Origin of the sequence: Bacillus cereus group sp. MYBK195-1, assembly GCF_051916605.1 — a bacterium.
In the GTDB taxonomy this organism is placed as follows: Bacteria; Bacillota; Bacilli; order Bacillales; family Bacillaceae_G; genus Bacillus_A; species Bacillus_A cereus.
This window is the reverse complement of sequence record NZ_JBQAGZ010000002.1, coordinates 485,991-508,696: the sequence shown is the minus strand read 5'-3', so window position 1 is coordinate 508,696 and position 22,706 is coordinate 485,991. Positions and strand designations below refer to the sequence as shown.

The following is a 22,706-nucleotide window of genomic DNA, read 5'->3' as shown; positions in this document are numbered from 1 at the left end:
CTTAAAAGTTTCTATAATAAAAAAAACAAACGACCTACTCGGTCATTTGTTTAATTCATATATATTTTTCGTTTCTTCTATCATTTTAGTTAACGAGAAATATCTCATTGCTTTCTCTCGTGCTTTCAATCTAATAGCAGTTACCTTTTCTTCATTCCCTTGTAGTTCCTCAAGCGCACTTGCGAATTCGGATTCGCAATATTCAGATATCAAAACACCTGACTCTCCATCTATTACCGCTTCATGTATTCCACCAACATCTATTGAAACAATTGGTGTCCCTGTAGCCATCGCTTCAATTACTACCATTGGAAACACTTCACGAAAAGATAATAAAAGTAAGGCGTCCATATTCCCTATAAACTCATGCGGCTCTGAAATATTCCCTAGCATCTTCACCCTTTGCTGCAATCCATATTTTTCTATTTCTTTCATAATCGATTCTTTCTCTGGTCCATCACCAGCAATATAAAACATAAAATCATTTCTCTTTTTCAACACATTTGCAATTTTGACAAATAGTTGATGGTTTTTCTCTTTGGATAATCTAGCTAATATCCCTATTTTATATGTAGATTCTTTCTTTTTCTGCTGGAATAAAAACTTTTCAATATCGACACCGTTATAAATTGTATTTATTTTTTCTTCTGCTACATGAATTGAAATTAAATTGTTCTTTTCAAACTCACTTACTGTAATAATATTGTTCACATATTTATTCATGAAATACCGAAAAAGCGTTGGCATTTTCTTTTCTAATATCGTTACATTGTGTTTCGTATAAACAATTTTCATCTTTTTTTTAATAAACTTTTGAAGTAGAAAAGCATATAATACCATTCGCAAACTATTTGCATGAATAAGTTCTATCTTTCGTTTACAAATTTCGTTTCGTAAATAATAAATATTTCTCAAATGATTCCATCGACTAAGTAATATAAAATTTTCTTTTCTAGTAAGGGATTCATATAGTTCTCCATCACCTGCAGCTGTATAAATCTTAAAATCCTCATAATGCAAATTATTTTCTAATTTACAGAAATAATTTTCGGCTCCGCCAGTTATCAATTTATCTGTCATCAACAGTATGTTCATAATTGCGTCTTCCCAACTACATTGATTTTATTTTTTTTATAAGCATGATAAGCATACTTACTAAAATAGTAAAAGCTTTGCACTGCATTAAGACTTTTTTGGTCCCTTAATAATTTCCAATACCGAAAAGCTGCTCTAACTTTATTTCTCGAAACAGAATTTGCTACAATTCGATACTTCGCTAATACTTGCTGTATCCCTTTTGCTTCATGCCCTTCATGTAATAAGTTCAGCCATAACGCTGTATCTTCCGGCTGTACACTAGGCATTTCGACATACGGAATTTTTTCACGATCAATCATCACCGTTAAACACCCGATAATTGTATTTCCTACTAAATAATGATAATCAACAGATTTTGGTACACTCACTTCGCGATTTAATTCATTACCATTTTCATCAATTAAACTATACGACGCATATGAAAAAGCAATATTCATTTCTTCCATAAATAACAATTGTGTCTTCAATTTATGCGGCAACCATATATCATCACTATCTAAAAAGGCAATGTACCTTCCTCTCGCCTCTCGAATCGCTAAATTCCGAGCTTTAGCAGCACCAACATTTTCTTTTAATGATAATAACCTAATCCGTGAGTCTCCTTCTATTATCTCTTTAATTTTTGCGGCAGATTGGTCGGTTGAACAGTCATCAACGATAATCATTTCCCAGTTTTCATACGATTGATTCTGTACAGATAAAATTGTCTCACCTATAAATCGTCTACTATTATAAGAAGGTGTTATTACAGAAACATGAGGCGCCTTATTATGTGCTGATAGACATTTTACCATCTATCTTTCCCCTTCCTTCATATATTGAAATATACTTCACAACAACTGCTAAAAATAAAAAGAATGCTTCGTTAATAATGAGTGACAATGACATCATCTGAAATAAAAATGCAATCATAGTCAATAGAAGGTATGGTTTTTCACGAAACAAAGTATGCTGCGCTAACTTGAACATTAATATGAATAAAAACGCGCTATATAGAAGAAAACCAATTGTACCCGATTCAGACAAAATTTCTAAAAATGTATTGTGTACATATAATTTTTCATTAAATTGATACTCATAATAATTCGAAAAGTTAAAAGCACCGATTCCGATATATGGATTGGATAAATAGTATTTAAAAGCAGCTTCCCATAATGTAAATCTACCACTTCCATTATCATGGGAAAAATCAGAAATTCGTTTATTTAATATGTCATCTAATTGGCCCCCCATTACACTATTCGATAAACTAAAAATAACTACACTAAACAATACTAAACTCATAATTATTTTTATTTTTTTAGCGAAACTAGACATACATATATATACAAAAACAACAAGCACAAGCGCTAATATCCCCCCCCTTGAAAAGGTTAATAGACTCGTCGTAACACATAAAATTAACCCTAGGATGTTAGTGATATTTTGTAAATTCGTCATATAGTACATAAAAAATATTGTATTATAAAAAATAAAAATGTTAGGATCATCTAGCAATCCAATTAACCGTGGATATCCTCTATCAACTAATAATCCAGCAAAAATTTCTCTCTCTTCTCCACCGTATAAACTAAAGTATTGTAAACCGATTATATAGAGTAGTAGACTTACAACATTAAATACTATTCCTACATAAGCAATAGATGATTCAAGTACCACTATTTCAGTATTCCCCAATAAATTTCTCATTATAAAATAGCATCCTAAAACGAGTAGCACGCCAAAAATCATACGAATACTAGCATTTAAATACATAGAAAGAATTCCGCTTAAACAATAAATGAAATAAAACAGTAAAAATATAACTTCATGAAAATATAACTTTTGAATATGAAAGTCTTTAATTGTTAAACAAAAATATATGACTAAAAAAATCATATATATCTTCAATGAAAATCCAATATATAAATTGTATTTACTTAACATAACAAATAATATTAGAAGAATAATCCATCCCATCGATACTTTCATATTATTTTCCATAGGCTATATCCCCTGTTTCGTAATATAATCCTTTTTGCGTATTTTTCTTATAAAAGAAAGAAGAAGTTTTTTTAGCTCATAATCATATAGGAATATGGCAGCTACTACAATTAGTATATTAAGAACAAGCGCAATTAAATGATATGTATGCAATATATATTGCACTCCAATAAAGGTTACACCAAAATAAATTGTATACGGTATTACAATTTGGAATACAATTTTTTTCTTCACTACACTTACCGCTATATATCCCACTAAAGCGACTATTTCAAATAAAACCATAGCGTATGCCGCTCCTATCACTCCACCAAGACTACTAAAGCTATAAAGCATAACCCCACCTATCACCAATGCTACACACTGCACAACAGTTCTCTTATTTTGACATCCACTCGTCGTTAAACCGTCAGCAATGGCAATATTTAAACTTTGTAGCACAATAAGAAATGATAATATTTGGAGTGGTTCTACTGCATTGCTCCATTCTTCATGAAAAAATATAGAAATAAAGTATGGTGCTAAATGATATAAACCGATCGTCATACATATTCCTACAATCGCCATTGATTTAATTTGAAGTAAATTTAATTTCGTATGCTCTTCTATATTATTCTGGTTATAATGCTTAAAGAGCACCGGAAAAAATGCACCTGCAATTACCCCTGGTACTTGATATAAAGCTGCCGGCATCCGGTACGCCACTGCAAAAACACCTACCATACTTAATGGCAATGTATAGTTAAGCAAGATAGGCGCTAATTGTGGCGTACTCATTATTAAAAAACCGCTAATAATAAAGGGAGTTAATTGCCAAAATAACGCTTTATGAATTACGACTTTCATATTCATTTTCGTCTTTCTTCTCATGATATATATACTGAATAAACCACCGATCATATACCCAAAAGCATATAAGCGAGCTGTTACATACACCGGTAACTCTCCGAAAATACAAAAACATGTAATTATAATGACAACTGATGCTGATACAACTTTTATGAGCGCTATATACTTCATACGTTCCGTCAGTTGAAAATAGGCAATCCCTATGTTTTGCCAAGTTAATCCTATTAACATGAAAAACATTACGTTTATCATCATATAAATTAAATTTTTATCCTCATACATATAATGAATAGCAATATAACCGATGATAGAAATAAAAATAAGTAGAATCATCCTTATTTTTATATAAGATGATAAAATCTGCTCTAAATCTGCTCCATCCTTTGCCCCTTCTCGAAGAAACGTATTACTAAGTCCTAAGTCTGTAAAGAATAACATAACAAACGTCACTGCTATGGCAACACTAAACATCCCATAATGTTGTGCGTTAAAAAAGTTTGCTAAAACAATTAAACTGACGGCCTGAAGAAGGTTAGCTAAAATCGTACTATAAAATAGATGGATAATATTGTTTAGAATAGATCTACCCATACAAGTTCTCCTTTGCAAGTAACCTACTTACATATGTTGTTTGTTTACATATATATTTATCTTGCACCATTGCCGTTCAATACAATTAAAACGGTTTTACATAAAATACGGATGTCCATCCGAAACGTTTTCATTTCAATATACTCCATGTCCAGCCTCAACTTTTCCTTTGGATCAAGATTATACCCTCCATTTATTTGTGCCCATCCTGTTAAGCCTGGTTTTACCATTAAACGATCCTTAAATTCTGGAATATACGCATCAAACTCATTATAAAAAAACTCTCTCTCTGGTCTAGGGCCTACAAAAGACATATCTCCTCTTAAAATATTTAAAAGTTGCGGTAATTCATCAATTCTCGTTTTCCTTATAAACAATCCAACTTTTGTAATTCTTTGATCATCTTCTTTTGCCCATTGTGGTCCGTTCATTTCAGCATCCTTTACCATCGACCTTAATTTAAATACATTAAACTTCTTCCCGTTTATACCTAAACGTTCTTGAAAGTATATTGGAGCCCCTGATGTTTCTAAAGTAATCATAATACAAAAGAACAACATAATTGGTATTGTTAATAGTAACAATATGATTGAAAATATAATATCAAACAAGCGTTTTACACTTCGATTCAATATGCTAGGCTTTTCTTGAGCCGGAATCGTATACAACTTGGCTTGATTTGTTTCACGAATCATGGATCGTTACCCCCACATTCAAGAATATAAAATTATACCTATTAATTCACATTCTTTCCTATTTATATCCGCTATTACTTTTTGCACTGTACGTAATGAATCTTTTTGCTTTTTAACTGCTAAAACCACTCCATCGCATTTCCCTGCAATAATGTGCGTAGCAGGAAGTTCAAATACTTCAGAAGAATAAACGAAAATGTAATCAAAATCTTCTTTCAACTTAGCAATCGCATTATCAAATTCATCCATAGCAACTAAGGGCGTCCCTGTATGTACTGTTTTTTTTGCAGGAATACAATATAAGTATTTAGACAAATTACTAGAAAAAGATTCATAATTGCAGGAGGAAAAGCTTATTATATCGTTTACTGTTATCATGTGATCACTTTGTAATAATACATGTAGTTTAGGGTCAGAAAAATTCACATCAATAAGTAACACCTTTTTTTTCATTTCCGCAAACACTACACCCATATTTACTATAAGCGAGGCAACAACACCTCTGTTCTTCGTTGAACTAACTGTGAACAGTTGTTTTCCGGATTTTTTCAGCTCGTGATACACCGTATAAAACTGCTCTTTCATCAGATCATCATGCAAATTGAATGGCAGCTGCTTCTTTGTCCTAAACATCGACATGTTCACCTCGATATGTAGATGATTTTTTATCAACCTCTGTAGGTTTCTTTTTTCTATTTTGTTTCATATTTATGTGACCAATAACAGAGACTGTTGTTATTTTCTCTAAATCCTGTTCCGTGTATATACGTTCATCAAAATAATCTCGAAATACAGCTAAACCTATTCCAACAAAAAAACTAACAATTAAAGAAATAGGAATGATCAGTTGAAATTTCGGAAACAATTTTTCAGCCTGTTCCTGTAACTCAGGATCCGTTAATACTTTCACCCCTTGTACATTTGTGTACTGTTGAAAGCTTTTTTGTGATTGCTCTGCCAATGTCTTTACAATGTCTTTCACGATTTTCGGATTGGAATCTTTTACTGTAACAGTTACAATTTGTGAGTTGTCCGTATTCACAACCGAGATTTTTTGTGCTAATTCATGACTTGATTGCTCTAATTTCAAAGTTTTTTTGACTGTTGAAATAATTAATGGGCTTTTTAAAATATCAACATACGATGTTACTAGTTGCTTATTCTCTTGTGTTTTATTTGTTGAATTTTCCTTATTAAATTCATCTAAATTCCCAACAAGAATTTGCGTTGAATATTGATATGACGGCTTTAAAACATACATAGAGATAAGAACTAAAGAAGCGGTTAAACAACACATCGTTAAAATAATCGTTACGAATCTTCTTTTCAATAATTGTTGAAAATCTTTTATACTCATTTCTTGCTTCAATTATTTCACCGCCCTTTTCTGAATAACATCCTGCAATTCACTCTTTACAGATAACCCTTTCTCTCTTCTATCCACTTGTTTTGTTACATACTTTCCAACTCCGAATGCAAACTTTTCTACATATACATACGAAAGCATTGCAAGTATAAACGAAAAAACAAGTGAAAAAATTAAAATAATTGGCAACGGTAATATTTCATGGAGCATGTATATAAGGGAAAACAACGATATAATATGGTATAAATAAAGACTGTAAGAAATCTTCCCCAAATATAACAAATATTTATTACGTAGCAAGGACGACAAAGTTGATATTGACAAACTTAATATGACAAATAGACATGCACTTATCGCCACTACATAGTCTCGAAATATAAAATTATTGAGCACTTTAATTTCTCCTATAAGCCCTTCATACATAAAAAGTAAAATCGCAAATAAAAACCATGTAATTTTTGTGTTTTTAGTACAATTACTATAAAAAACTATTAAATTATTTTTATACTTCGCAACTAGTGCTCCGAGTAAAAACAACACCGTGTAATGCAATGTTAATGCATAGCTTGTTAATGTTAAGCCCGAGCGAAACAAAAATAATATTACGACAGAACATATACTAAAACTAAACAATAATAGTAATGAACACCTCAACGTTTTTCGTAAGCAAATCATCAAAATTAACGGGAAAATTATTGATATTCGCATTTCATGGACAAGTGACCAAATTACACCGTTATATGCATCTGTATTATATTTCCCAACCAATAAAATATGTTGCGCTATTAAGCTTGAAGAACTTTCAATCGTCCATGAGCGATTAAACCATTCACTTAAATAAGAAATACCATATTCACTAATTGTAATCTGGCATACAATAGCTATAATTATTGCCACAATATAAGGAATATATATTCTGCATATACGTTTTAAAAGGTATGACCCATAGCTACTATAGTTTTTTTGAATAGATTCATACAAAACAAATCCGCTCAAAACAAAAAAGATAATAACTGATTCGTTACCACTACTAAAAATTAGACGAGCAGGCGTTTCTTTTAATAGGTACACAACAAATGGCTTATTATCTTCATAACTGTAATTTTGAAATGCTGAAAAAATCATTAAATGATGACCGATCATTACTACTAATGAAGAAATCCCTCTTATAGAGTCCAATTCTTCGTATCTCTTCATCTTTTTACATCAACTCCTAATGAAATGATAATAATCATTTCAAAGCGACATCTTTATTCATATTCCCCTCCTTTCTTTTCATTCCAATTTTTCATATTAAAATGATTTTATAGTATAAATTTGAGTGTATTGTAACATTTTTTGTAATATTATGAATAGGAAATCTCAAAAATTGGTATATACCAATTTCAACCTCGAAAAATGAGTAATATTGATAGAAAAACGCTATAAAAATATCTTGCATATTTACAAAATTAAAGAGCTGATTAGCATTTTTTCAATATAAAATAAAAAAAATAGCCTATATAGGCTATTTTTTTTAGTTTATTTAATTACTGGCACCACTATATGCTACATGTCGTTTCTCAATTCTCTCCTCGATTTCTTTCATATTTTCTTTATTATTTAATAGTGATTGTTTATTTTCAATTAATAATTGTTTAAAAGATTTTCTCACTTTTTTTCTCATTTTCATTGTCCTCCTTGGGGGATGATTTATATAAAAGATAAAGAATTATCTGTGGTTCTTATAATAATTGATTGTTGTGAATTCTATTTGAACTTCATATGAAAATTCCGTTTATTTTCTGACAACTTTGTGAACACGAAAAAAGTGATTATCTAAAACTATGTTGAAATTAATTCACTTCATTATAAAAGTTACTATTTCCATCAACTTTTATCATTATATCTTGTCAAAACATTTATATATTTAAAATTGAGTTCGACATAATTTTATTTACTATAATACTGTTTACAAAAACAAAAAGAAGGTGTCACCAAGTCAAAGTTCGACTTATGCAACATCCCTCTTTCCAAACTATTTATAGCATATTTATTAATATTTCAGGTCTTCCCCAATTCATTTCTTCACAAACAAATCTAAGTTTTTCTTCATCCATTGTGTGTAACCCTTCTTCTAGTGAACATGAAATTGGAACTTCACAGTGAATTTGGGCTAATTGTAACGAAATATTTAAGTTCTCTAAATCACTTTCAATCTTCGTACGCTGCGCTTTTGTTAATGATCCTACATTTTCTAGTACAGCGGATACTGTTCCGTGCTCTTGAATAAGCTTATACGCTGTTTTTTCACCGATACCTTTTACACCTGGATAATTATCACTTGTATCTCCCATGAAAGCTTTTGCATGGACGATTTGCCACGGCTCTACACCTTTTTCTTCCATGATTTTCTCCGGTGTGTAATATTCGTAATTTCCAATTCCTTTACGCAGAAGCATGACTGTAACGCTCTTATCAACAAGTTGAAGTAAATCCGTATCACCTGTTAAAATATAAACTTCAGCTTCATTGCAATATTGTTTTGCAAGCGTACCGATACAATCATCGGCTTCGTAGCCTTTCATACCGATAACTGGAATGGATAATTTTGCAGTCATTTCTTGCACTAAATCAAATTGAGGAATTAATTCTTCTGGTGGCGCTGCACGATTTGCTTTATAATTCGAGAACGATTCTGTTCTAAATGTCGTACTTCCCATATCCCAGCATGTAACGATATGTGTTGGTTCGATCGCTTGCGTAGCTGTTAATAAGTGTTTCATATAACCATGAATCCCGTTCGTAGGGGTTCCATCTTGTCGTTTCATAAATTGTCCGTAGACACTTGTTGCGTAAAAAGCACGAAATAATAGTGCCATACCATCAACTAATAATACTTTTTTCATAATTCCTCTCCTATTAAAAAAATAATAACCTTACGTTATCACGTAAGGTTATATAAATAGATTACCATTCTACGTTTTTGCTCAACTTTGTCTATTATACATTGTTTTTGTATATTTAGCACCATTAACACATTAAGACGTTCTACTACAACAAGTATGCAAGATGCCTGAATACGTATTTTTTCCAGTAGAAACAACGATAGCTTTTGCATTTCCACTAACGATATGCGAACCTTTAAAACATACATTTTCAAGCTCAAGTGGATTATAATCTTTCATCCGTTTTAATGGAATAAATCGTTTACGTTCAAGGTGATAGCAGCTCTCAAACTTCTCTATATTCTCTTCGTTTCCCGTTAACACAGACTCATTCACTAATAAATCATCTGCATAAATAATACGTACATCAGCTGGCACAGCATCTCCAGCCGAAAGAAAAATCATATCTCCAGGTACAAGTTCTTGCACAGGTATCTCCATCATTTTCAGTTCACTATTTAACCCTGTACTACTAGAACATTCTACTCTAGATACAGTAATCGTTTCACGTTGTAATTCATCACACACACGTTGTTTTGAAAAACCTGGAATCATGCCACCTAGCTTCATCATTACTTCTGCAAGAAGTGCTCTTTTTGAAGTTAGTTCATTTCGGCCATATACTTGAATACGTTTTTGTGCCTCTTTCATTGATAGTCCGTCTCTTGTTGTTTTAAAATATGCAAATACAGATTTTACATCTCTTGTTGCAATTTCAATTAATAAATCTTTATTTTTTTGGAGCATTGTTTGTTCTTTTATTGATTTTTTACTTAGTTTATATGACGTGTTACCCACAGTTTTGTTTGCATATAACATATTATCGTCTCCTCCTTTACAACATAGGAAGAAACGCTTTGTTTCTCAATTTATCCACTTTACTGTGAAAGTGTCTCGCGCTTTATAAACGCTACATTGTGATAAATATAGAGGGAGGAACAAATCGTTTCCTGCCTACATCATATATTTTTGATTTGAAGTATATGGGTAACGGAACCGAGTCAGAATTTGACATGCTCCTCATCTCCTCGTTTAATTTTATAGTTTATAATATGAAATTACTCATAGCTTGGTAACAAAAAAGACCCCTACCCTTAAGAGAGTAGCGGCCATTACATACACAAATAAACGATTTCTAATATAATTAGAAATCTACGGACCTCTCCCTCACCGAGTTTTAGCACTGTATAGCATAGGTACATTACCAGCTACGTTAAGAAAAACCTTAATTCGATCATTCCTGTTGACCCATTGGCGTCTCTCGACATTTTTGGGCAGTAGCATTTCTCTATACAGGAGCCTCACCTAACAGAGACTTATTTTCATTACATTGAAAATGTTACTCTTATTTAAAATAGATGTCAACCGTAGCCTACAATTTTTTCAAATGGTATGGCAAACTAACGTATATAAAGTGAAACTTTAATCAGTGGGGGTTTTGTTCATCCGCCACTGATTATTAGCCCTCACCAATCGGGCTGCCCGGCAAATAGCGGTATAAAATAAAAAACTTTACGTTTAAACGTAAAGTTTTTAATAAGTTATACAACCAGCGATTACAATCCCAATTGAAAGCGATAAAAACATAAGAAAAAGACCGACTGCTTGATTATCTTCTTCAAGACTTTTGTTTATATTAAAGCGTGGTGTAAGCCACTCAGCTAAATAAAAGACGATAATTTGAGCCAAAATCCCAACTGCTCCCCACGAAATCATATCAAGAAGTGAAATTGAATTAGCTGCTGTCGAATATAAAACGATAGCTAACCCAAGTAATCGCCCTCCAAGCACATAGCTTACCGCCTTATTCCCTTGAGCCATTAACTTAAATTCCTTAACTTTCGTTGTCACTTCCATCAAGAACAGACCAATACATAAAAGTCCAAGTGTTACTGCTAAATATAATAAAAAATTAATCATTTTTCCCCCTCCTTTTTATACCTACCGGTAAATAGTACGATTCATTTCCTGTAATCTTTTCTCCCGCGCGAATACCGATACTACTCGCTTTTCCAGCAATTAAAAAAGAACCAAACACATACGACAGTTTCTCCATCCCTTTTTCTGTTTCCAAGGATACGACTGGAAGTTCTGTATACTTTTGAAATATTGGCAGTGACTTTTTATATGTTTGATGTGCATTTTGAAGCATAATATTTTCGTCCTTATCACGAATCGTAATTGTATCTCCTTCTCTACCAAATGAAGGTTTTTGAACGAAAGAACCTTTTCCTAAAAATAAATCTGGTTCTAAATATGTAGGTAACATATATTCTTTAATCCACTGTTGTTCCTCATTTGTATAAAAGGCCTCTTCTTCTGCTAACCCCCAAATAAGACACTGAATTGATTTTGGCTGAAGTAAAAATGCTGACAAAGGATTTATTATAAAAAGCTTTCCGGCCTTTACAAGTTGCAACAATTCCACACCTACCAAATCTCCTGTTTCAGGATCTCGATCCTCAATTAAATCTTCTATCGGATATGTTTGGCGATATAAAACGTCAATCTTCGCCCCATCTTTATCGATTAGAGCATCTTTTGTAATTCTAAGTTCTGACATTGGCACTACTTTATTTTCCACATGGCATAACTGACTCAAATACATAGTCGTATTCCAATCCTCAATATGTTCATGATGTGCTGTAAAAACAACATTTGGATTGTCTAATCCCTTTGTCGCTTCCATTACGGCTTTCGTAACACCAGAAGATAGCAATCGTTCTTGATCCGAGTTTGGATCATCATAACCTAGATTTTCACATACTTTCCCATTCATTTGAAAGCATTCCACAATAAAAGTTGGTGTATCACTATTAAACTCAAGCATTTTGATTTGGTTATCCTCTGTTACAGCAAAATCAAATCGCGAAATTACAGATTCAGGATAAAGCCCTTTCATTCTAATGAATGATAAACTCGCGGATGGAAAACCAAGCTCAAGAAGCTGTTCGTCACTTAAATTACGCAGCAGTCTAGCAGTCTTAAAAAATATTTTTCCCATTCGTTCAGTCGCTAATTGTAATTGCTTCATAGTCTGATTTGTTATAGAAAAAACATGAAACAAACTATACTCACATTCATATAAATTCGACCAAAAATTTGGATATTTCAAATAAAACTCTTTTCGATCCCTTATGTATTGCGACATATTTTATCCCCCAAATCCTCCCTTTGAACCGCTTCCAATTCCACCTTTAAATTCAGCAGACGATTGATACGATTTAAACGCCGATGAATTTTTAAAAGTGGATTTATTTTGATAGTATCGCCCACCATAGAAATAATGCCCACGATAACCTGAACTACTATCATCACACTGCCATACCCCAAGTTCATCATCCCAATCCCAATCAGAACAACTATTATCATTCGGTTTTGGGGGAAGATCTTGTGCGCAACCAAATAAAGTGCCAGTCATTAAAGACGTTACGACACCACCTACTAGCCATTTCGTTTTTGTCACCTTCGCACTCCCCTTTTTAATTTCTATTCCTATTATATAGGATGGCATGATAAAGTAGAAGAAAAAGGAAGAAGAGGTATAAAAATGCGCTTAGAATATCGACTTAATGATGAAACGAAAGGGTATCCTGCTTTATGGAACTACGCCAATATTTCTAATTCTGAAATTATCGCACGCATGACTTGTGAATATTTTATTAAAGAGAAAAATACTTATGTTGTTACTGCAACTTCGGTTGATCCAGACGGAACAGTAGTTATTTATATTCAAAAAGAAGTTTTCGCCAATGACCCTTCAGACCCTACATACTCCCACATCGGTTTTGAAATTAGAGAACTAAGTGAAACGAGTTCAAGCTTAGTAGATAGTCAAGATGTATGGAACTACGAAGAAATTTTACCATCTCTTCATTCAGATATTATATATATTCAGCGAGACGGCATGTCTATGGAATTCTCCTTAGATTCAAGAGAGATTGATGAAGACAGAAAGTGCTACATTTATTACGGAAACTTCACAGGTGAATCAAGATAATATTAATATATCTATGCAACAAAAAAACCTTACGTATAAAACGTAAGGTTTTTATATAGCCCCACATATGCCGTTCTCTCTAGATGTCCATAAACCTGCTCTCACAGGTGGATGCTCTCACAAATGTTTGTAACTTCCTTCTTAAAAAGATGGCATGTTAGCTACATTTAAATATTGAGCTTCCATATTAAACTTATTGGTTTAAGACATGCATAAGCTACGTACACCGTAGGAATTTTATATAAGGTTAGTTGAAATAAGACCCCCGCACGTGCCGCTCCTCGTAAATGTCCAAAAACCCGCTACTCGCAGGTGGATGCCCTCACAGTTACCGTACATCTTCCTCCACAAGGAAGGCTTGATGATGGTCGCTAAATATTGAGCTTCCGTATAACTAACATCGGTTTTAGACATAAATAAGTTACGCACACCGCAGGATGTATTATTTACTTGTCGTTATATTATCACATTGTTTCCAATGTGTAAAATACAAAGTTTTTCGAGCAATCTCTTGCTTGTGACCTTATTTTAATACAAATTATTTTTGCATGCAAGTGATTAATCTTCTTCTTTTGCAATTTGATTTTCTGGATAAGAAATCCAATCACTCCAGCTACCTGCATACAATTTAACATTTTGGAATCCAGCCAATTTTAATGCAACGATATTTGGACATGCCGTAACACCAGAACCACAATATACAATGGTTTCCTTATCTTTCGACAGATTTTGGAATCGTTCTTGTTGCCCAGCTTTATTCTTAAATTGTCCTGATTGCAACATTCCATCCTTCCAAAAATGGTTTACCGCTGTTGGAATATGTCCTGCTTTATGATCGACAAGTTCCTCTACACCAGCATAACGTTTCGGCTCTCTTGAATCAATTAATGTAACATCCGCACCTGCACGGATATTCTCTCTGACCGTTTCCATCGTTACAAGCATATGATCTTGTATATTAGCTTTGAATGTTTTTCGTATAGCAACAGGAATTTCCGCTGTTGTCGGTAGTCCATTCTCTTTCCAAGCAGGGAAACCACCATCTAATATATATACTTTCTCATGTCCTACATAGTTACATAACCACCATAAACGAGCAGCATTTGCACCAGCTTGACTGTCATACGCAATTACTGTCGTATGTTCATCAATACCAGCCTTCGAAAGCTTGTCTGCAAACTCCTCAATATTTGGTAAAGGATGGCGGCCACCATGTTCTGCTATAGGACTTGATAAATCTAAATTCAAATCAAAATATAACGCATGAGGAATATGTCCTTCTTCATACTTTTCTCTACCCCAATTAGGATTCGCTAAATCAAAACGACAATCGATTATACGGACATTCTCATCTTCTATATGCTCACGTAACCATTCGACTGTAACTATCATCTTTAACGACCTTCTTTCTCTTTCAAACGACTTACATACTCCATAACCATTTCTTCTGTAACATATTTACGCTGCAAGGTAACACCATTTTTTGCAAGATCATTAATTTGCTTCGTTACAAAATTAATGACATCAACCGAAAATTCTTTCCCATTTGACGCAAGAGATACGGCAGCTTCAATAGCTGCTTCACGCTGTGCATCTAATTGTAAACATGCTTTTACGCTTTCATTTTGTTTACGAGAATGTGCTGTAATTGCTTTATGTACTTCCATCTTCTCTTCCCCCTAAATAGTTATACGTTTTTATTCAATTCCATTGCAAGCCGGATCATATCACGACATACAATCCCATTTTCAATAATCTCTTCTTCATAATGCTTCGAAAAGTAATCAAAATCAATAGAAAAAATACGAAATCCACATTTTTGATATAAAGCAAGTTGTGAAACACTAGAATTGCCTGTACCAACTTCAAGTTTTGACATACCATATCCTTTAGCAGTTTCTACAGCATGCCTTAATAGCTTCTTCCCAATCCCTGTTCCTTGTAAATGTTCTACAACCGCAATATTCATGATTTCCATCGTCTTTGGCCTTGTTTCCAAAAGAACATATACACCGATAACGCTCCCCCCCTGCTTAGCTACGTATGTTAATCCTCTTTGTACATATGTAGCTATTTGCCGTTCACTTGGATCAGCAAGTAACAATAAAGCCTTCGGTATAGCCTCTTTTGGAATACGTTCTATTACAACAGACATAAAAAATTCCCCCTTTTCTATTGTTCTAAACCCTCCTTGTCTACCATAAGTAATAGAAAGGAGGGATTCACCATGGACAACAATGAGAAAAAATGCAACGTCATCTCTATTGATGGAAAGAAGAAGAAAAGCGACACGTATTCCTATCCAAAATTAGTAGTTGAAAACAAAACATATGAATTTTCTTCATTCGTCTTATGCGGTGAAACACCAGATGGCAGACGACTCGTTCTTACTCATATGATTTCTACCGATGAATTTGCTGGATTTGTAAAATCTTTAGATACTGTACTTCAAAAGAAAATTGAACGAATCTTTTTCTCATAACGACTATATAACATAAATTTCTTTTTCAATCTCTACTAACTGCTTTTGCAATTGTTCTTTACTTTGTTCATATAGAGATACATCGATCGTTTCAGCCAATGCCAACAATATACTTTCATAATAGTTCATCACATCTTGCTGCATCACTTTTTGGAATAAATTCCACTTCATATCCCACTCTTGCTTATAATGATGAACAAATAAATGTTTTTCATCAGCTACATAGTTTGATACGAGCGGTTCTAATACAGATTTAGCGTCTTCTTGCATAAAAGCTTTGTCATTCTTTTCAAAAAAGCTTTTCTCATTTTTAAAATGTGCCAATGCTTTTTTGAAATCTTTTATTTCAACTGAAGGGAAGGGTTCTTTATGTGTAATATCTTTATATTCATACTCCACTGTTCCATTCATAGAAATTGATTCATTTTCTACTTTACAGTTCACTACAATTTCGTCTTTTGCACGCTTCATCGCTTCGTCTATCCATTTTTCAAGGCGTAATGATGTCGCACGCATTTCTTGCAATAAATCATGCTGAATAAATGCTACTAATTCCATAACACACTGCTGCAATTGTGTTTTCACATTTCCATCGGTTCGAAGTGCCGCCGGATTAATAAATTCAGTAAACACATCGTTATAGCGTAGGAATAGACGCTGTTGCACGTAATAAAGCAACTCTTTCACTTCATTTTGCATCGCCTGTTCTTCAGCAAGTACACTATATGAAGAAATGATATGAAGTAGTTGATCACGCTCTGCTTCATATTTTTTCGTTTGCTTCTCTTTCTCTTCATTCCCCTGCTTTGCACCCTTTATCATGTTTACTAAAAGCTGATCTGCCCCTTGCAACGCACCATATAGAGCATGCACAGAAACAAGCATTAAATCTCTCATCATAAAGGACGTAAATGATTCCTCAAACTTAGTAATCCCAGAGTTTTGTAAAATACCATACTTCTCTTTTTCAACATTCTTTCCTTGTTTCTCTTCAAGCGCACATAAACTTGAAATTGCAAATAAACGCGGATTTCTAATACCGTATTGCAGTAGCTGATCTGCGATATAACCTTTTACCATTTCAAGTTCTTCTTCAGACTCTGCTAAATCCGCAGCATTAATTAAGAAGAACATTTTATCAAGGGAAAAAGTATCCTTTACACGACCAAGCTGAATTAAAAATTCACGGTCAGCACGAGAGAATACATGGTTATAATATGTTACAAATAAAATAGCATCTGCGTTTTTAATATACTGGAATGCAACATCCGTATGGCGAGCATTGATAGAATCCGCTCCAGGTGTGTCTACAAGCGCTACTCCCTGCCTTGTTAAAGCACAATCATAATAAAGTTCCATATACTCAACGAAGCATGATTTCTCTTCATTCGCTACATAATCAGAGAACTCTTCTAATGTAACTTGTACTTGTTCTCCTAAATAAGTAGAAACTGCATCATACCCTTTTTGTACCGCTCGTAAAAAGCTAAATGTTGTTTTTTGCTTCCCAGTTGGTGAAGGATATTTCATAACTTTATCAATTTGTGCTAACGCTTCATCTAACGTAGCAATCTCATAATGAAACAGCTTATAAACAGCTTTCATATCTTCTAATAACGCTTGCTTTGATTTAAACTGAACAATTACTGTTCCATGTGGTTTTTCCTCTGTAACCGGCAAAATTTGATTAATCGTTGCCGTCGTCGGGTTTGGTGATACAGGAAGTACTTTCTCACCGAGTAAGGCATTGGCAAATGATGATTTTCCAGCACTAAATGCCCCGAATAACGCTACTGTAAATTGTTTTGTTTCTACACGTCTTCTTTTCTCTATTACCTCTTGCTGTACATGTTTCAGCGCTGGCAATGGCTCTAATATCGTTTCAGCTTTTTTCACTTTCTCTAATATCCGCTGAATATTTAAAGCCGCCGTTCCTTTCAGCTCTTCTTCATGAATCGCTACGTTATCGTTTACGATTTCCTTCTCTTGTAGTGTAAATTTCTCACTAACAATTTGCTTTTCCCTTTGCAATATCTCATCTATTTGCAAACCTTCAGGCGTAGCAACATGATCGTGCCAAACATTTCGTAAATAGTCTTCATATGTCGCCAAATTGTTATTGTATTGTAATTGTGTTTCTTTCGCCGTTTGCAACATCGTATATGTTTCAATCTCTTCTTCAATACGAGCAACTGCTTCCCTCACCTTTTGCTTTAAAACAACCGCACTTTTATCAAAAATTTGCTGTGCTTTTATAAAATAACGCTTCTTTAGTTCATTCGCTACATCCGCTGTATAAAGAAGTAAGTAATCACCTGTGAAACCTGCGCCTTGTTTAATTACCTCAGCCAACATTTCTGGTCCGAAAGCAATTTCTAACCCATATATGTCTTTCCCAATTTCCTCCGTGAACAATCCTTCTTCTTTTAAGAAGGCTACAATAAATTCCTTCACATGAAAATCAAGCTGCGTTTCAACAGTCTTTTGAAGGGCAGAATAAAACGCCTCTACACGCCTTTGTTTTTCTTGCTCCGTCTTTCCTTTCGCAAATAGCAAACCGACTTTAAACTTTGTTAATTTCGTTTCTAAGTACGCATTTGCCAATTCTCTCATTTCAAATGGCATTAAATACGCGTTATCTAATATAGCTTGTAGGCCTTTTATAAATTCATTTCTCACATGAGACTCTTTACTTGCCTCACGATTTTTCGCTTCCGTTAACTCTTCCTTCTTTTCAACTACCTCTGAAATAGAAAGTGGTGATGCTAACTCTTCCTCATATTTCAAAAGAGCTTTTTCATTTTCAGAAACAATAAACGAGAAATGTTCCCCCATTAAATATTCTGTTTCTCGCTCCATTCCAGTCCTTACATACTGCTCTTTTTCTTTCATAATAGAAGTAATTAACGTTTCTAAGCTTCCAATTTCATTATGTGGATGGTTCATCATTCGTAATGACGTATAATATACTCCATCTACTTCAATATCCCAGTTAGAGAACGATTGCTTTACACTATCTTTATAATTCTCAAACGACAATTCATTTTCTTTATGTTTATCTATTTGATTGACAACGAGATAAACCGTTTTATTACGTTGTTTCAATTCTTTAACAAATTGCAAATTCACTTCCGATTGGACGTGATTATAATCCATCATATAAAAAATTACGTCTGCTAGATGTAGCGTTGATTCTGTCGCTAATTGATGGGCATCATCTGTTGAGTCAATCCCTGGTGTATCTACTAACATAACACCTTCAGGAATTGGCGCATCATTCCGATAAATGTGAACACCAATTACCTCATCACCATCTTTACAAATTTGTTTTAATTCTTCAGCTGAATATGCACCGTCATACTCGTACTGTTCTCCAGATTTAACCGTTACAACAACACGATCCATTCCTTTTTCAATTTTGACAACGTTAGCGCTTGTCGGAATTGGACTTGTTGGTAACAACTGCGCTTTATATAGATGATTCATCATCGTTGATTTCCCTGCAGAGAAGTGACCACAGAACGCTATCATAAGCTGTTCTTGTTTATATTTTTGAATCACCTCAAACAACTTTAAACTATTCTCTGCATCGCCGTGTTTTTGCCACTCTTCATAAAAACAAACAAGTTTTTTCATACCGTTTGTCTGTACTATGTTTGTCATCCCCTTGTTCCCCTTTATCCAAGATGTATATACTTTTCCCCGCTATTTGCGAGCTCATAACCAGTGAGAGTTACACCTACCCATTGATTACAGTTTCACTTTACTATCATACTAAATTTTCAGCATATTCTCATTAAAAATAAAAAATCCCTTTCATTCTTTTTACAAATGAAAGGGATTTTATGTCATATCACTCATTTTGCTGTTCCTACTCCATTTAAAACATACTTCGCAATAACTGCATATACAGCGACTGTACCTGCTACTAATGCATATACCATACTTACACACCAACCTTTTTGATAATGATTATCAATTTTAAATATATTTTATCATTAAAGAGAATCATTATCAACACTTTTCATAAAGAAAGCTCCTTATAAGAAGGAGCTTTACTGCCTGTTTTGAAAAAGGTTAAAACTTGTTGTGCCCTCTTATTATATCGCATCTTACATAACTTAATAGTTAAAAAAAATGGAAATCCACCCTATACCCTCCATCTTACATTTTGTATAATAAAAGGGAATTACTTAACAGGGAGGAAAATAATGACACAAAATATTTCACAAGGCGAGAGGATACACTCCATCGATATTATTAGAGGAATAGCTGTACTAGGTATTTTTCTTGTGAACTGGCCTGTTATCGCTGGGATTGACTCACGTGATATTTCAGGAGTTTATGAAGGGCTAGATAGCTATATCCGTCTATTTTACGATATGTTTATTCAAACAAAGTTTTATACTATCTTTTCGTTTTTATTTGGCCTAGGCTTTTACATTTTTATGACTCGTGCTGAAGCAAAAACAGATCATCCGAAAATTTTATTTGTTCGCCGCTTACTTATTTTATTATTATTCGGTTTCTTACATTACGTTCTTTTATGGGACGGAGACATTTTACATACTTATGCGATTGCTGGATTTTTCTTATTTTTATTTTATAAGAGAGAACCTCGTACTATTTTAATATGGGCTATCGTTTTATTGAGTATTTTTCAATTCATTATGCTAATGGCTGGTATTACAGTTGCATTGGTACCAAAGGAAGAGCTAGGTTTTTCCTTACCTATCATGCCATTAGAAGATTGGCTGTCACAAATACAAAATCGTTTCCATGCATTTTACGCTGATGGAATTGGATTAAATTTACTTATGCTTCCAGAAACAGTTGGGCTATTTTTGCTTGGTTTATACGCCGGCAAAAAGGATATTTTCCGCCGCACGAAAGAGTTAGATCTAAAACTTAAAAAATGGCAAATTATTATGTTCCTTTTAACATTACCAATGTGGTTCTTCATGGTCCGTTACTTCTTATCAAAACCATTTTATGAACCAATTTATATGCAGGTCTTTACAATGTTTAGCGGAAAAACGTTATTCATATTCTACATTTTCACGCTAATGCGTTTATTACAAAAAGAAAAATGGCAAACGTTATTACGTCCATTCCAATACGTTGGACGAATGGCATTAACAAATTACATCTCGCATACAATTGTTACATTACTTGTATTTGGTCTATTCCTTAAAAATTATTATCCTGCTCCATTATGGGTTGGACCAATATTCTGCATTAGTTTCTACACGTTACAAATCTTTATTAGCCGCTGGTGGCTTTCACATTATCAATACGGGCCACTTGAGTACATTTGGCGTCTTGGTACGTACGGAAAAATGATGCCACTTAAAAAGAAAAGCAAGGTCTCATAATGAGACCTTGCTTTTTTACGCTTCTCTTACCGCACTTTGCATAGACACCGGCTCTTCTTTTATTTTCACTTTACGCTGCGGCACCATATTAAATACGATATTTAAAAGTACTGCTGACGCACTTCCAAGTACAATTCCGTTATCTGTTAAAATACGAATATTTTCAGGAAGTTGTGAGAATAAAGTAGGAACGACTGTAACTCCAAGTCCGATTCCGACAGAACATGCAACGATTAATAAATTTTCTTGTTTACCAAAATCAACGCTACTTAACATTTTAATACCATATGCCATTACCATACCGAACATTGCTAACATCGCACCGCCCAGTACTGATTTCGGAATGATCGTTGTAATAGCTGCGATTTTTGGAATGAATCCAAGAACGATTAACATACCACCACAAGTATAAATAATAACGCGATTTCTTACTCCAGTTAATTGAACAAGCCCTACGTTTTGAGAATATGTTGTATATGGGAACGCGTTGAAAATACCACCTAACACCATCGCTAATCCTTCTGCTCGATAGCCTTTTGTTAATTCTTTTTCACCAATCTTTTTATTGCAAATATCAGATAATGCAAAGTATACACCTGTTGCTTCTACAATCCCTACGCAAGCAACTAAAATCATCGTAATAATTGGCGTCAATTCAAATGTTGGTGTACCGAAGTAAAATGGCTGAATACCATGGAACCAATCTGCTTCTCCAACTGCTTGCAAGCTTACTTTCCCCATAAATGCTGCAACGATTGTACCGAACAATAAACCTAGCAAAATAGAGATTGAACGAATAAATCCGTCGAAGAAACGATACATAATGATGATAAATAGTAACACACCAAATGCTAACGCTAAGTTTTCAAGACTTCCGAAATCTTTGCTTCCTACTCCGCCAGCCATATCATTAATAGCAGCTGGAACAAGTGTAACTCCAATTACTGTAACGACAGATCCTGTTACAACAGGGGGAAACAGTTTTACAAGCTTTCCAAATAATTTTGCAAAAATAACAACGAATAACCCGGCAGCAATAATTGCTCCATAAATAGAAGACACGCCGTATTGTTTCCCGATTGCAATCATCGGTCCAACCGCTGTAAATGTACAACCAAGCACAACTGGAAGCCCAATACCGAAAAAGCGATTTGATAATGCTTGTAAAATTGTCGCAACGCCGCACATTAATAAATCAATTGAGACTAAATATGTTAACTCTTTTTGATTCAAACCAAGTCCACCGCCCACAATAAGCGGAACGATAATTGCTCCAGCATACATTGCAAGCATATGCTGCATACCAAGCGATGCAATTTTAAATGGATGCTGCTTCATCG

Annotated in this window: 22 protein-coding genes, 2 other RNA genes and 1 riboswitch; of the genes, 3 read left to right on the top strand and 21 right to left on the bottom strand. The window is 33.9% G+C overall.

What is annotated here, in order from left to right:
* Positions 1-42: 42 nt before the first annotated feature.
* The 14 genes from ACTFRY_RS12340 to ACTFRY_RS12275 form a co-directional block, all read right to left on the bottom strand.
* Complete coding sequence (locus tag ACTFRY_RS12340) at positions 43-1,095, bottom strand: glycosyltransferase family 4 protein (RefSeq protein WP_001023684.1); 1,053 nt, start codon at positions 1,093-1,095, stop codon at positions 43-45.
* Complete coding sequence (locus ACTFRY_RS12335; protein ID WP_000237694.1) at positions 1,092-1,892, bottom strand: glycosyltransferase family 2 protein; 801 nt, start codon at positions 1,890-1,892, stop codon at positions 1,092-1,094. The genes ACTFRY_RS12340 and ACTFRY_RS12335 overlap by 4 nt, the downstream gene beginning before the upstream one ends.
* Positions 1,867-3,081, bottom strand: a complete 1,215-nt coding sequence (locus tag ACTFRY_RS12330) for an O-antigen ligase family protein (protein WP_016117501.1) — start codon at positions 3,079-3,081, stop codon at positions 1,867-1,869. The genes ACTFRY_RS12335 and ACTFRY_RS12330 overlap by 26 nt, the downstream gene beginning before the upstream one ends.
* Before the next feature lie 3 nt (positions 3,082-3,084).
* Entirely contained in the window at positions 3,085-4,521 is a 1,437-nt protein-coding gene (locus tag ACTFRY_RS12325; protein ID WP_000533736.1) for an oligosaccharide flippase family protein, read from the bottom strand.
* Positions 4,522-4,577: 56 nt separating this feature from the next.
* Positions 4,578-5,216, bottom strand: a complete 639-nt coding sequence (locus ACTFRY_RS12320) for a sugar transferase (protein WP_016117500.1) — start codon at positions 5,214-5,216, stop codon at positions 4,578-4,580.
* 18 nt (positions 5,217-5,234) lie between these two features.
* Positions 5,235-5,855: a CpsD/CapB family tyrosine-protein kinase gene (locus ACTFRY_RS12315; protein WP_141541452.1), complete on the bottom strand. Its 621-nt coding sequence runs from the start codon at positions 5,853-5,855 to the stop codon at positions 5,235-5,237.
* Positions 5,842-6,585 (bottom strand): YveK family protein, encoded by a 744-nt coding sequence (locus ACTFRY_RS12310; protein WP_000807050.1) that lies wholly within the window; start codon positions 6,583-6,585, stop codon positions 5,842-5,844. Before ACTFRY_RS12310 ends, ACTFRY_RS12315 begins: the two co-directional genes overlap by 14 nt.
* The gene (locus ACTFRY_RS12305; RefSeq protein WP_000833057.1) at positions 6,586-7,779 is read right to left on the bottom strand and encodes an acyltransferase family protein; all 1,194 of its coding nucleotides are present in this window, start codon (positions 7,777-7,779) and stop codon (positions 6,586-6,588) included.
* Positions 7,780-8,107: 328 nt separating this feature from the next.
* Entirely contained in the window at positions 8,108-8,248 is a 141-nt protein-coding gene (locus ACTFRY_RS12300) for an FbpB family small basic protein (protein WP_001228048.1), read from the bottom strand.
* A 355-nt stretch (positions 8,249-8,603) separates the two neighbouring features.
* Complete coding sequence (locus ACTFRY_RS12295) at positions 8,604-9,470, bottom strand: 5'-3' exonuclease (RefSeq protein WP_000757076.1); 867 nt, start codon at positions 9,468-9,470, stop codon at positions 8,604-8,606.
* Positions 9,471-9,602: 132 nt separating this feature from the next.
* Positions 9,603-10,328: a P-type ATPase gene (locus ACTFRY_RS12290; RefSeq protein WP_098616268.1), complete on the bottom strand. Its 726-nt coding sequence runs from the start codon at positions 10,326-10,328 to the stop codon at positions 9,603-9,605.
* A gap of 335 nt (positions 10,329-10,663) precedes the next feature.
* Positions 10,664-10,829: riboswitch (M-box (ykoK) riboswitch) on the bottom strand.
* A gap of 213 nt (positions 10,830-11,042) precedes the next feature.
* Positions 11,043-11,429 (bottom strand): DUF350 domain-containing protein, encoded by a 387-nt coding sequence (locus ACTFRY_RS12285; RefSeq protein WP_000606857.1) that lies wholly within the window; start codon positions 11,427-11,429, stop codon positions 11,043-11,045.
* Positions 11,422-12,660 carry a glutathionylspermidine synthase family protein gene (locus tag ACTFRY_RS12280; RefSeq protein WP_098616269.1) on the bottom strand — a complete coding sequence of 413 codons (1,239 nt, stop codon included), beginning with the start codon at positions 12,658-12,660 and terminating at the stop codon, positions 11,422-11,424. The genes ACTFRY_RS12285 and ACTFRY_RS12280 overlap by 8 nt, the downstream gene beginning before the upstream one ends.
* Positions 12,661-12,663: 3 nt before the next feature.
* The gene (locus ACTFRY_RS12275; protein WP_000169030.1) at positions 12,664-12,975 is read right to left on the bottom strand and encodes a hypothetical protein; all 312 of its coding nucleotides are present in this window, start codon (positions 12,973-12,975) and stop codon (positions 12,664-12,666) included.
* 84 nt (positions 12,976-13,059) lie between these two features.
* On the opposite strand from ACTFRY_RS12275, the gene ACTFRY_RS12270 reads away from it, so the two are divergent.
* The gene (locus ACTFRY_RS12270; RefSeq protein WP_086392164.1) at positions 13,060-13,509 is read left to right on the top strand and encodes a hypothetical protein; all 450 of its coding nucleotides are present in this window, start codon (positions 13,060-13,062) and stop codon (positions 13,507-13,509) included.
* Between the two features lie 54 nt (positions 13,510-13,563).
* Here the strand turns inward: ACTFRY_RS12270 and ssrS (ACTFRY_RS12265) are convergent.
* The 5 genes from ssrS (ACTFRY_RS12265) to ACTFRY_RS12245 all read right to left on the bottom strand — a co-directional run bounded on the left by ssrS (ACTFRY_RS12265) (position 13,564) and on the right by ACTFRY_RS12245 (position 15,664).
* A non-coding RNA gene (gene ssrS, locus ACTFRY_RS12265) (6S RNA) lies at positions 13,564-13,747 on the bottom strand.
* Between the two features lie 21 nt (positions 13,748-13,768).
* Positions 13,769-13,951, bottom strand: a non-coding RNA gene (ssrS, locus tag ACTFRY_RS12260) — 6S RNA.
* A gap of 116 nt (positions 13,952-14,067) precedes the next feature.
* Positions 14,068-14,901 carry a sulfurtransferase gene (locus ACTFRY_RS12255; RefSeq protein WP_000637562.1) on the bottom strand — a complete coding sequence of 278 codons (834 nt, stop codon included), beginning with the start codon at positions 14,899-14,901 and terminating at the stop codon, positions 14,068-14,070.
* 2 nt (positions 14,902-14,903) lie between these two features.
* The gene (locus ACTFRY_RS12250) at positions 14,904-15,176 is read right to left on the bottom strand and encodes a YpbS family protein (RefSeq protein ID WP_000451810.1); all 273 of its coding nucleotides are present in this window, start codon (positions 15,174-15,176) and stop codon (positions 14,904-14,906) included.
* Between the two features lie 20 nt (positions 15,177-15,196).
* Positions 15,197-15,664, bottom strand: coding sequence for a GNAT family N-acetyltransferase (locus tag ACTFRY_RS12245; protein WP_000117687.1), 468 nt, complete (start codon positions 15,662-15,664; stop codon positions 15,197-15,199).
* Between the two features lie 72 nt (positions 15,665-15,736).
* Between ACTFRY_RS12245 and ACTFRY_RS12240 the strand changes: the two genes are divergently transcribed.
* Entirely contained in the window at positions 15,737-15,991 is a 255-nt protein-coding gene (locus ACTFRY_RS12240; RefSeq protein ID WP_000369740.1) for a DUF3931 domain-containing protein, read from the top strand.
* Positions 15,992-15,994: 3 nt separating this feature from the next.
* Here the strand turns inward: ACTFRY_RS12240 and ACTFRY_RS12235 are convergent, their stop codons facing one another.
* Positions 15,995-19,654: a dynamin family protein gene (locus ACTFRY_RS12235; protein ID WP_098616270.1), complete on the bottom strand. Its 3,660-nt coding sequence runs from the start codon at positions 19,652-19,654 to the stop codon at positions 15,995-15,997.
* Between the two features lie 548 nt (positions 19,655-20,202).
* On the opposite strand from ACTFRY_RS12235, the gene ACTFRY_RS12230 reads away from it, so the two are divergent.
* Entirely contained in the window at positions 20,203-21,366 is a 1,164-nt protein-coding gene (locus ACTFRY_RS12230; protein WP_098616271.1) for a DUF418 domain-containing protein, read from the top strand.
* A 15-nt stretch (positions 21,367-21,381) separates the two neighbouring features.
* On the opposite strand, the gene pbuX is transcribed toward ACTFRY_RS12230, so the two are convergent.
* Positions 21,382-22,704, bottom strand: a complete 1,323-nt coding sequence (gene pbuX, locus ACTFRY_RS12225) for a xanthine permease PbuX (RefSeq protein ID WP_000809219.1) — start codon at positions 22,702-22,704, stop codon at positions 21,382-21,384.
* Between the last annotated feature and the right edge of the window lie 2 nt (positions 22,705-22,706).

What these genes read in the sequence shown, in the direction of transcription:
- ACTFRY_RS12245 (WP_000117687.1), bottom strand. Translation starts at nt 15,664, where the DNA reads ATGTCTGTTGTAATAGAACGTATTCCAAAAGAGGCTATACCGAAGGCT.
- ACTFRY_RS12255 (WP_000637562.1), bottom strand. Translation starts at nt 14,901, where the DNA reads ATGATAGTTACAGTCGAATGGTTACGTGAGCATATAGAAGATGAGAAT.
- ACTFRY_RS12305 (WP_000833057.1), bottom strand. Translation starts at nt 7,779, where the DNA reads ATGAAGAGATACGAAGAATTGGACTCTATAAGAGGGATTTCTTCATTA.
- ACTFRY_RS12330 (WP_016117501.1), bottom strand. Translation starts at nt 3,081, where the DNA reads ATGGAAAATAATATGAAAGTATCGATGGGATGGATTATTCTTCTAATA.
- ACTFRY_RS12250 (WP_000451810.1), bottom strand. Translation starts at nt 15,176, where the DNA reads ATGGAAGTACATAAAGCAATTACAGCACATTCTCGTAAACAAAATGAA.
- ACTFRY_RS12315 (WP_141541452.1), bottom strand. Translation starts at nt 5,855, where the DNA reads ATGTCGATGTTTAGGACAAAGAAGCAGCTGCCATTCAATTTGCATGAT.
- ACTFRY_RS12280 (WP_098616269.1), bottom strand. Translation starts at nt 12,660, where the DNA reads ATGTCGCAATACATAAGGGATCGAAAAGAGTTTTATTTGAAATATCCA.
- ACTFRY_RS12295 (WP_000757076.1), bottom strand. Translation starts at nt 9,470, where the DNA reads ATGAAAAAAGTATTATTAGTTGATGGTATGGCACTATTATTTCGTGCT.
- ACTFRY_RS12320 (WP_016117500.1), bottom strand. Translation starts at nt 5,216, where the DNA reads ATGATTCGTGAAACAAATCAAGCCAAGTTGTATACGATTCCGGCTCAA.
- ACTFRY_RS12335 (WP_000237694.1), bottom strand. Translation starts at nt 1,892, where the DNA reads ATGGTAAAATGTCTATCAGCACATAATAAGGCGCCTCATGTTTCTGTA.
- ACTFRY_RS12300 (WP_001228048.1), bottom strand. Translation starts at nt 8,248, where the DNA reads ATGAGAAAAAAAGTGAGAAAATCTTTTAAACAATTATTAATTGAAAAT.
- ACTFRY_RS12270 (WP_086392164.1), top strand. Translation starts at nt 13,060, where the DNA reads ATGCGCTTAGAATATCGACTTAATGATGAAACGAAAGGGTATCCTGCT.
- ACTFRY_RS12340 (WP_001023684.1), bottom strand. Translation starts at nt 1,095, where the DNA reads ATGAACATACTGTTGATGACAGATAAATTGATAACTGGCGGAGCCGAA.
- ACTFRY_RS12325 (WP_000533736.1), bottom strand. Translation starts at nt 4,521, where the DNA reads ATGGGTAGATCTATTCTAAACAATATTATCCATCTATTTTATAGTACG.
- ACTFRY_RS12230 (WP_098616271.1), top strand. Translation starts at nt 20,203, where the DNA reads ATGACACAAAATATTTCACAAGGCGAGAGGATACACTCCATCGATATT.
- pbuX (WP_000809219.1), bottom strand. Translation starts at nt 22,704, where the DNA reads ATGAAGCAGCATCCATTTAAAATTGCATCGCTTGGTATGCAGCATATG.
- ACTFRY_RS12235 (WP_098616270.1), bottom strand. Translation starts at nt 19,654, where the DNA reads ATGACAAACATAGTACAGACAAACGGTATGAAAAAACTTGTTTGTTTT.
- ACTFRY_RS12285 (WP_000606857.1), bottom strand. Translation starts at nt 11,429, where the DNA reads ATGATTAATTTTTTATTATATTTAGCAGTAACACTTGGACTTTTATGT.
- ACTFRY_RS12290 (WP_098616268.1), bottom strand. Translation starts at nt 10,328, where the DNA reads ATGTTATATGCAAACAAAACTGTGGGTAACACGTCATATAAACTAAGT.
- ACTFRY_RS12240 (WP_000369740.1), top strand. Translation starts at nt 15,737, where the DNA reads ATGGACAACAATGAGAAAAAATGCAACGTCATCTCTATTGATGGAAAG.